Origin of the sequence: Azospirillum sp., from assembly GCF_035628975.1 — a bacterium.
Taxonomy (GTDB): Bacteria; Pseudomonadota; Alphaproteobacteria; order Azospirillales; family Azospirillaceae; genus Azospirillum.
This window is the reverse complement of record NZ_DASPIS010000049.1, coordinates 177,066-183,154: the sequence shown is the minus strand read 5'-3', so window position 1 is coordinate 183,154 and position 6,089 is coordinate 177,066. Positions and strand designations below refer to the sequence as shown.

Genomic DNA, 6,089 nt, shown 5'->3' with positions numbered 1-6,089 from the left:
AACTCGGATTACCGCCTTTGCGTAAAATACATAGCAACTTCCAACCGATCTTTTGCTATCGCTCTGTTGCATTTCCTGGTTTGCCTGCTTGCCGGATGATGCTAAGAGTAGGTCATCCAGCGACAACACTCCTTTCCGCATAGGCAATTCCTTGGGAGGCCGGCAATGACTTTGGTCTATCGTCCCCTGCCCTATGGCGGGCACGAAGACCGGCGGACAGGTCGCCACCTGCTGTTGGTGGTGGCTCTGGTCCTTGCCATTCCGACCGTGCTCGGGGCCGGCTGTACCGTCGATGCTCTTCGCAGCTATGCGGTGGAGGCGCGGCTGGCGCAGGCGGTCGATGCCGCGGCACTGGCCGGCGGGCGGGTGATGTTCGACTCGCAGCGTGACGGACACATCCGCAGCTTCTTCGACAAGGCCTTCCCCAGGGGCTTCCTGGGATCGGACCTGTCTCCCCTGACGATCGCGGAGGACGCGGCGGCCGGCACCCTGACGGTCAGCGCCCACGCCACCGTCAACGCCATCTTCCTGCGCCTGTTCGGCAAGAAGGAAGTGACGGTGGAAGCGCGATCCATCGTCCGCCGCGGCCACCACGCGCGCAGCAAGCTGCAGTAAGCACCCTTCGAAGCCCACATCGCCGATTCGCGACGCTCGCATTCGCGGAATGCAGCCCCCCGGCTTCGCCACTGCGGTAGAAGGACGGACAGCGCCCCTTCTTCCGGAGTCCGCGATGCTCGGAACCCTGACGCTTCTGCTGCTCTGCCAACTGGCGGGCGAGCTGGCCGCCCGCCTGCTGCACCTGCCGGTCCCCGGCCCCGTGCTGGGCATGCTCCTGCTGTTCGCCGGCCTGCTGCTGCGCGGCGGGGTTCCCGCAGCGGTGCAGGAAACGGCCGGCGGGCTGCTGCGGCACCTGTCCCTGCTGTTCGTGCCGGCCGGGGTGGGCGTGATGGTCCATGTCACCCGCCTGGAGACGGAAGCGCTGCCGATCATCATTGCGCTGTTCGGCAGCACGCTGTTCGGCATCGCCGTGACGGCGAAGCTGATGGCCTTCCTGCTGAGCCGCATCGACCCGCGGCTGGAGGAAGAACCGGCGGCAGGGAAACCGCTGGCCGGAAAATCGGCGGAAGGGGACCGGGCATGAGCGACGACCTTCACCAGATCTGGGTCTATCTGTCGGCGAACCCGCTGGCCGGGCTGACCCTGACCCTGGTCGCCTACCAATGCGGGTTGTGGCTGTTCGAAAAGCTGGGCCGGCGCCCGGTGCTGAACCCGGTGCTGATCGCGGTCGTCCTGATCGCCGGCGTTCTGAGCCTGTCGGGCATCGATTACCGCACCTATTTCGACGGTGCGCAGTTCGTCCATTTCCTGCTGGGTCCGGCCACCGTGGCGCTGGCCGTTCCGCTCTACAACCAATTCCAGGAGGTCCGCCGCTCGGCCCTCGCGCTGGTGGTGGCGCTGCTGGTTGGATCGACGGCTTCGGCGCTGAGCGCGGTGGCTCTGGTCTGGGCCTTCGGCGGATCGGCGGTGACGATCCTGTCGATGGCGCCCAAATCCGTCACCTCGCCCATCGCCATGGGCGTGTCGGAGCAGATCGGCGGGCTGCCGTCGCTGACCGCCGTGTTCGTCATCATCACCGGCATCGTGGCCGCCAGCCTCGGCACCTGGGTGCTGAACCTCGTGCGGGTGAAGGACTGGCGCGCCCGCGGCTTCGGCATGGGCGTGGCGGCGCATGGCATCGGCACGGCGCGCGCCCTGCAGGTCAACGAGGTGGCGGGCGCCTTCGCCGGGCTGGGCATGGGGCTGAACGGCTTGGCGACGGCGTTGCTGCTGCCGACCCTGTATCACCTGATCTGGGGCTGAGCGGCGCTATGGTTTGCGTCTCCCGCAGTCCGTTTTCCGCCAATCCGGGCTTGACAGCGTTGCCGCACCTGCGCAGAGTGCGGCCTATGACCTGCATCGACCGCAAGAACGCTCTTCTTCGACTTCTCGGCCCGGCGCTTTAAGCGTCCGGGTTTGTCGCGTTCGAACACCATTTCCATCGGTCGAAGTGTCAGTTCCATGAGCGATGTTTGCAAAGGCGCCGGTATCGGCGTCGCCCGGCCGGGGCCGGGACTGCGACTTACCGACGGTCGCTGAGCCACGTCCGGCGGCTCTGCGGCCGTACCCCTCGCCGGTCCCTCCGCCTTTCAAATTCCGATCCGCCGCCCCTGCCCGCATTGAAAACCGGGCTCCGGGGCCGCCAGTGGAGCCGAACGACGCCATGAGCACCGCGACCCAAACCAGCACCGCGACCCAAACGAACGCTGGCATCCCGACCCTGCCGAAGTCCCCGTCCAAATACGCCCCCTTCCCCCAGGTGAAGCTGACCGACCGCCAATGGCCGTCGCGCACCCTGGACAAGGCGCCGATGTGGTGCTCGGTCGATCTGCGCGACGGCAACCAGGCGCTGATCGAACCGATGGGGCCGGACCGCAAGCGCGCGATGTTCGACCTGCTGCTGCGCATGGGCTTCAAGGAGATCGAGGTCGGTTTCCCCGCCGCGTCGCAGACCGATTTCGACTTCTGCCGCGAGGTGATCGACGAGGGCAAGATCCCCGACGGCGTCACCATCCAGGTGCTGACCCAGTCGCGTGAGGAACTGATCCGCCGCACCTTCGATGGCATCAAGGGCGCCAAGCGCGCCGTCGTCCACCTGTACAACTCCACCTCGGAGTTGCAGCGCCGCGTCGTGTTCGGGCTGGACCGCCAGGGCATCATCGACATCGCCGTCGCCGGCACCAAGCTGGTCAAGCAGCTGGCCGCCGAGACGCCGGAGACCGAAATCATCCTGCAATATTCTCCGGAAAGCTTCACCGGCACCGAACTGGACTTCGCGGTGGAGATCTGCGAGGCGGTGATGGAGACCTGGGGGGCCACGCCCGACAACAAGGTCATCCTGAACCTGCCGGCCACGGTCGAGATGTCGATGCCCAACGTGCATGCCGACCAGATCGAGTGGTTCTGCCGCACCCTGAAGAACCGCGAATCGGCGATCATCTCGCTGCACCCGCACAACGACCGCGGCACCGGCGTCGCCGCGGCGGAGATGGGGCTGCTGGCCGGCGCCGACCGCGTCGAGGGCACCCTGTTCGGCAACGGCGAGCGCACCGGCAACGTCGACGTCGTCACGCTGGCGCTGAACATGTTCACCCAGGGCGTCGATCCGGAGCTGAACATCGACGACATCAACGAGATCGTCCGCATTTCCGAATACTGCACGCAGCTGCCGGTGCATCCGCGTCATCCCTATGCCGGCGAGCTGGTGTTCACCGCCTTCTCGGGCTCGCACCAGGACGCCATCAACAAGGGGCTGAAGGCGCTGACCAAGTCCAACACCGGCAAGTGGGAGGTCCCGTACCTGCCCATCGACCCGCAGGATCTGGGCCGCAGCTATGAGGCGGTGATCCGCATCAACAGCCAGTCCGGCAAGGGCGGCATCGCCTATGTGCTGGAGAAGGACTACGGCCTGCAGATCCCGCGCCGCCTGCAGATCGAGTTCTCCAAGGTCGTGCAGCGCGTCGCCGACGAGAGCGGCAAGGAGCTGTCGCCCGCCGACATCCACGCCGCCTTCCAGGCCGAGTATCTGGACGCCGACAAGCCGCTGGAACTGGTCGAGCATTCGACCGAGCCGCGCGGCCCGAACTCCGGCGCCCGCGCCATGAGTGTGGTGATGCGCCGCAACGGCGAGATCATCACCACCAAGGGCAAGGGCAACGGCCCGATCGACGCCTTCCTGGACGCCCTGCGCCAGGGCTGCGGCACCGACCTGCATGTGGTCGACTACCGCGAGCACGCCATCGGCTCCGGCGAGGACGCCCAGGCCTGCGCCTATGTCGAGGTGAAGACCGGCGACAAGACGCTGTTCGGCGTGGGCATCGACGCGGACATCGTGACCGCCAGCTTGCGGGCGCTGGTGAGCGCAGCCAATCGGGCGGCGCGGTAAGGTTCGGTACTTAGGTTCGGGGCTGCGGCCCCCTCCCTAACCCTCCCCCACCTTCGGTGGGAGAGGGAACTGCCGCCGCAACCGCTAACCTACCCTCTCCCGCATAGCTCTCGCACAAAGCTCCGCTTTGTGCTGACGCGACAGGCGGACCGAAGGTCCGCTGAGAGCGGGGGAGGGAGGGACCCGCTCGCAAGAGCGGGAGGGAGGGGGCACCACCTTGCCCCCACCGCTCCACCCGCCTATAAGTCCCCACGAAACGCGTCGAGCAACAGCGGACAGCGCTATGATCGTGGTCACCGGCGGGGCCGGCTTCATCGGGTCCAACCTTGTCGCGGCATTGGCTGCCCGCGGCATCACCGACGTGGCGGTCGTCGACCGCTTCCGCGACGGCGAAAAGTGGCAGAACCTCGCCAAGCGCGAGGTCGCGACGCTGGTGCCGCCCGACCAGACGCTGGCCTTCCTCGACCAGCATGCGGCCGAAATCGACACCGTCTTCCATCTCGGCGCCGTCTCCGCCACCACCGAGCGGGACGTCGACAAGATCGTCGCCAACAACGTCGCGCTGACGCTCGACCTTTGGCGCTGGTGTTCGTGGCGCGGCTGCCGGCTGATCTACGCCTCCTCCGCCGCCACCTATGGCGACGGGTCGGCGGGTTTCGACGATAACGGGTCCTGCGAGGGGCTGGCGCGGCTGCGGCCGCTGAACGCCTATGGCTGGTCCAAGCATCTGGTCGACCGCCGCATCGCCCGTGCCGTCGCCACCGGCGACCTCGTGCCGCCGCAATGGGCCGGGCTGAAGTTCTTCAACGTCTACGGCCCCAACGAGGCCCACAAGGGCGACATGATGAGCGTGGTCGCCAAGCTGCATCCGCAGCTGACGGCCGGCCAGCCGGCGCGCCTGTTCAAGTCGCACAAGGACGGCTTCGAGGATGGCGGCCAGCTGCGCGACTTCATCCATGTCGACGATTGCGTCGCGGTGATGCTGTGGCTGTACGACCATCCCGAGGTCAGCGGCCTGTTCAACGTCGGCACCGGCAAGGCGCGCAGCTTCAAGGATCTGGCGCTGGCGACCTTCGCCGCGCTGGGGCTGCCTCCCCGGATTGAGTACTTCGACATGCCCGAGCATCTGCGCGGCAAATACCAATATTTCACGCAGGCGACGACGGATCGCCTGCGCGCCGCCGGGTTCGACCAGCCCTTTACCGAGTTGGAAGAGGGTGTCCGGCGCTATGTGCAGGATTTCCTGTCGCAGCCCGACCCGTATCGCTGACCGGAGCCCCCATGTTCGCCGCCCTGCCTGTCGTCGCCTTTCCCACCATCGATCCGGTCGCCTTCGCCGTCGGCCCCGTCGTCGTCCGCTGGTACGCGCTGGCCTATCTGGCGGGCTTCGTGCTGGGCTGGCGCTATTGCCTGGGACTGGCGCGGCTCGACCCCGACCGGCGGCCGAAGCCGGAGGAGTTCGACGACTTCCTGACCTGGGCGGTGATCGGCACCATCCTGGGCGGGCGGCTGGGCTATGTGCTGTTCTACAACCTGCCCTATTATCTGGAAAACCCGCTGGACGCGCTGCAGGTGTGGCACGGCGGCATGTCCTTCCATGGCGGCATGGTCGGCGTGCTGATGGCCATCGGGCTGTTCTGCTGGCGCCGCGGCATCTCGCCCTTCGTCTTCGGCGACATCATCGCCGCCTGCACGCCGATCGGACTGTTCTTCGGCCGCATCGCCAACTTCATCAATGGCGAGCTCTATGGCCGGGCGGCGCCCGACTTTGCCTATGCCATGGTGTTCCCGCGCGATCCGCTCCAGGTGCCGCGCCACCCCAGCCAGCTTTACGAAGCGGCACTGGAAGGAGCGGTGCTGTTCGTGCTGCTGGCGATCGCCATCCGCAGCCCGGCGCTGCGCCACCGGCCGGGCACAGTCGGCGGGCTGTTCCTGATCGGCTATGGCCTGTCGCGCATCATCGTGGAGTTCTTCCGCGAGCCCGACCCGCAGCTGGGCTTCCTGTTCGCCGGCGCCACGATGGGACAGCTGCTGTCGCTGCCGATGGTCGCGGTCGGCCTGTGGCTGGTCCTGCGCGGCCGGCGCCACGCCATCCCGGCCTGACGCC

At 67.1% G+C, this 6,089-nt stretch carries 6 protein-coding genes; all 6 read left to right on the top strand.

Annotated features, from left to right (window positions below; translation table 11 throughout):
- Positions 1–165: 165 nt before the first annotated feature.
- The 6 genes from VD964_RS11495 to lgt all read left to right on the top strand — a co-directional run bounded on the left by VD964_RS11495 (position 166) and on the right by lgt (position 6,085).
- Entirely contained in the window at positions 166–615 is a 450-nt protein-coding gene (locus VD964_RS11495; protein ID WP_324868673.1) for a hypothetical protein, read from the top strand.
- 115 nt (positions 616–730) lie between these two features.
- Positions 731–1,141 carry a CidA/LrgA family protein gene (locus VD964_RS11490; RefSeq protein ID WP_324868671.1) on the top strand — a complete coding sequence of 137 codons (411 nt, stop codon included), beginning with the start codon at positions 731–733 and terminating at the stop codon, positions 1,139–1,141.
- Positions 1,138–1,860 (top strand): LrgB family protein, encoded by a 723-nt coding sequence (locus tag VD964_RS11485; RefSeq protein ID WP_149222162.1) that lies wholly within the window; start codon positions 1,138–1,140, stop codon positions 1,858–1,860. The genes VD964_RS11490 and VD964_RS11485 overlap by 4 nt, the downstream gene beginning before the upstream one ends.
- A gap of 400 nt (positions 1,861–2,260) precedes the next feature.
- Positions 2,261–3,982 (top strand): 2-isopropylmalate synthase, encoded by a 1,722-nt coding sequence (gene leuA / locus VD964_RS11480; RefSeq protein WP_324868668.1) that lies wholly within the window; start codon positions 2,261–2,263, stop codon positions 3,980–3,982.
- Between the two features lie 283 nt (positions 3,983–4,265).
- A complete protein-coding gene (gene rfaD / locus VD964_RS11475) occupies positions 4,266–5,252 on the top strand; it encodes an ADP-glyceromanno-heptose 6-epimerase (protein ID WP_324868666.1) in 987 nt (328 codons plus the stop codon).
- A gap of 11 nt (positions 5,253–5,263) precedes the next feature.
- A complete protein-coding gene (gene lgt, locus VD964_RS11470) occupies positions 5,264–6,085 on the top strand; it encodes a prolipoprotein diacylglyceryl transferase (protein WP_324868664.1) in 822 nt (273 codons plus the stop codon).
- Positions 6,086–6,089 lie beyond the last annotated feature (4 nt).

Excerpts from the sequence above, each read along its gene's own strand:
- VD964_RS11495 (WP_324868673.1), top strand. The coding sequence starts at position 166 with ATGACTTTGGTCTATCGTCCCCTGCCCTATGGCGGGCACGAAGACCGG.
- VD964_RS11490 (WP_324868671.1), top strand. The coding sequence starts at position 731 with ATGCTCGGAACCCTGACGCTTCTGCTGCTCTGCCAACTGGCGGGCGAG.
- VD964_RS11485 (WP_149222162.1), top strand. The coding sequence starts at position 1,138 with ATGAGCGACGACCTTCACCAGATCTGGGTCTATCTGTCGGCGAACCCG.
- leuA (WP_324868668.1), top strand. The coding sequence starts at position 2,261 with ATGAGCACCGCGACCCAAACCAGCACCGCGACCCAAACGAACGCTGGC.
- rfaD (WP_324868666.1), top strand. The coding sequence starts at position 4,266 with ATGATCGTGGTCACCGGCGGGGCCGGCTTCATCGGGTCCAACCTTGTC.
- lgt (WP_324868664.1), top strand. The coding sequence starts at position 5,264 with ATGTTCGCCGCCCTGCCTGTCGTCGCCTTTCCCACCATCGATCCGGTC.